Origin of the sequence: Pantoea sp. C2G6 (genome assembly GCF_051336815.1) — a bacterium.
Classification (GTDB): domain Bacteria; phylum Pseudomonadota; class Gammaproteobacteria; order Enterobacterales; family Enterobacteriaceae; genus Pantoea.
Window position 1 is genome coordinate 1 of record NZ_JBGMNJ010000031.1, and the last position, 2,983, is coordinate 2,983.

The following is a 2,983-nucleotide window of genomic DNA, read 5'->3' on the forward strand; positions in this document are numbered from 1 at the left end:
AAAAACGCCTCTGGCGTTGTAAGGTTAAGCCTCACGGGTCATTAGTACCGGTTAGCTCAACGCATCGCTGCGCTTACACACCCGGCCTATCAACGTCGTCGTCTTCAACGTCCCTTCAGGACCCTTAAAGGGTCAGGGAGAACTCATCTCGGGGCAAGTTTCGTGCTTAGATGCTTTCAGCACTTATCTTTTCCGCACTTAGCTACCGGGCAGTGCCATTGGCATGACAACCCGAACACCAGTGGTGCGTTCACTCCGGTCCTCTCGTACTAGGAGCAACCCCCCTCAATTCTCCAGCGCCCACGGCAGATAGGGACCGAACTGTCTCACGACGTTCTAAACCCAGCTCGCGTACCACTTTAAACGGCGAACAGCCGTACCCTTGGGACCTACTTCAGCCCCAGGATGTGATGAGCCGACATCGAGGTGCCAAACACCGCCGTCGATATGAACTCTTGGGCGGTATCAGCCTGTTATCCCCGGAGTACCTTTTATCCGTTGAGCGATGGCCCTTCCATTCAGAACCACCGGATCACTATGACCTGCTTTCGCACCTGCTCGAGCCGTCACTCTCGCAGTCAAGCCAGCTTATGCCATTGCACTAACCTCACGATGTCCGACCGTGATTAGCTGACCTTCGTGCTCCTCCGTTACTCTTTGGGAGGAGACCGCCCCAGTCAAACTACCCACCAGACACTGTCCGCACCCCGGATTACGGGGCCACGTTAGAACATCAAACGTTAAAGGGTGGTATTTCAAGGATGGCTCCACGCGGACTGGCGTCCGCGCTTCAAAGCCTCCCACCTATCCTACACATCAAGGCTCAATGTTCAGTGTCAAGCTGTAGTAAAGGTTCACGGGGTCTTTCCGTCTTGCCGCGGGTACACTGCATCTTCACAGCGAGTTCAATTTCACTGAGTCTCGGGTGGAGACAGCCTGGCCATCATTACGCCATTCGTGCAGGTCGGAACTTACCCGACAAGGAATTTCGCTACCTTAGGACCGTTATAGTTACGGCCGCCGTTTACCGGGGCTTCGATCAGGAGCTTCTCTTGCGATAACCCCATCAATTAACCTTCCGGCACCGGGCAGGCGTCACACCGTATACGTCCACTTTCGTGTTTGCACAGTGCTGTGTTTTTAATAAACAGTTGCAGCCAGCTGGTATCTTCGACTGGCTTCGGCTCCGGGAGCAAGTCCCTTCACCTACGCGCCAGCGTGCCTTCTCCCGAAGTTACGGCACCATTTTGCCTAGTTCCTTCACCCGAGTTCTCTCAAGCGCCTTGGTATTCTCTACCTGACCACCTGTGTCGGTTTGGGGTACGATTCTGTGTTACCTGATGCTTAGAGGCTTTTCCTGGAAGCAGGGCATTTATCACTTCAGCACCGTAGTGCCTCGTCGTCACGCCTCAGTGTAAAGTGCACCGGATTTGCCTGGCGCACACACCTACACGCTTAAACCGGGACAACCGTCGCCCGGCTGATATAGCCTTCTCCGTCCCCCCTTCGCAGTAACACCGAGTACAGGAATATTAACCTGTTTCCCATCGACTACGCCTTTCGGCCTCGCCTTAGGGGTCGACTCACCCTGCTCCGATTAACGTTGAACAGGAACCCTTGGTCTTCCGGCGAGCGGGCTTTTCACCCGCTTTATCGTTACTTATGTCAGCATTCGCACTTCTGATACCTCCAGCATGCCTCACAGCACACCTTCGACGGCTTACAGAACGCTCCCCTACCCAACAACGCATACGCGTCGCTGCCGCAGCTTCGGTGCATGGTTTAGCCCCGTTACATCTTCCGCGCAGGCCGACTCGACCAGTGAGCTATTACGCTTTCTTTAAATGATGGCTGCTTCTAAGCCAACATCCTGGCTGTCTGTGCCTTCCCACATCGTTTCCCACTTAACCATGACTTTGGGACCTTAGCTGGCGGTCTGGGTTGTTTCCCTCTTCACGACGGACGTTAGCACCCGCCGTGTGTCTCCCGTGATAACATTCTCCGGTATTCGCAGTTTGCATCGGGTTGGTAAGCCGGGATGGCCCCCTAGCCGAAACAGTGCTCTACCCCCGGAGATGAGTTCACGAGGCGCTACCTAAATAGCTTTCGGGGAGAACCAGCTATCTCCCGGTTTGATTGGCCTTTCACCCCCAGCCACAGGTCATCCGCTAATTTTTCAACATTAGTCGGTTCGGTCCTCCAGTTAGTGTTACCCAACCTTCAACCTGCCCATGGCTAGATCACCGGGTTTCGGGTCTATACCCTGCAACTTAACGCCCAGTTAAGACTCGGTTTCCCTGCGGCTCCCCTATACGGTTAACCTTGCTACAGAATATAAGTCGCTGACCCATTATACAAAAGGTACGCAGTCACCCCATAAAGAGGCTCCCACTGCTTGTACGTACACGGTTTCAGGTTCTGTTTCACTCCCCTCGCCGGGGTTCTTTTCGCCTTTCCCTCACGGTACTGGTTCACTATCGGTCAGTCAGGAGTATTTAGCCTTGGAGGATGGTCCCCCCATATTCAGACAGGATACCACGTGTCCCGCCTTACTCATCGAGCTCACAGCACGTGTGCTTTTGTGTACGGGAGTATCACCCTGTACCCTGCGACTTTCCAGACGCTTCCACTAACACACATGCTGATTCAGGCTCTGGGCTGCTCCCCGTTCGCTCGCCGCTACTGGGGGAATCTCGGTTGATTTCTTTTCCTCGGGGTACTTAGATGTTTCAGTTCCCCCGGTTCGCCTTGCAGCACTATGTATTCATGCTGCAATGATGCACAGAGTGCACCGGGTTTCCCCATTCGGACATCGACGGCTGTAGCGGTTCATATCACCTTACCGTCGCTTTACGCAGATTAGCACGTCCTTCATCGCCTCTGACTGCCTGGGCATCCACCGTGTACGCTTAGTCGCTTAACCTCACAACCCACAGGCGTTTTTCAACGCTGTAAGCTGCAAGCATTTGAGAGACTCGAACGC

Annotated in this window: 1 rRNA gene; it reads right to left on the reverse strand. The window is 54.2% G+C overall.

What is annotated here, in order from left to right:
• Window positions 1-20: 20 nt before the first annotated feature.
• Window positions 21-2,923, reverse strand: a 23S ribosomal RNA gene (locus ACCW71_RS20490).
• Window positions 2,924-2,983: the final 60 nt, after the last annotated feature.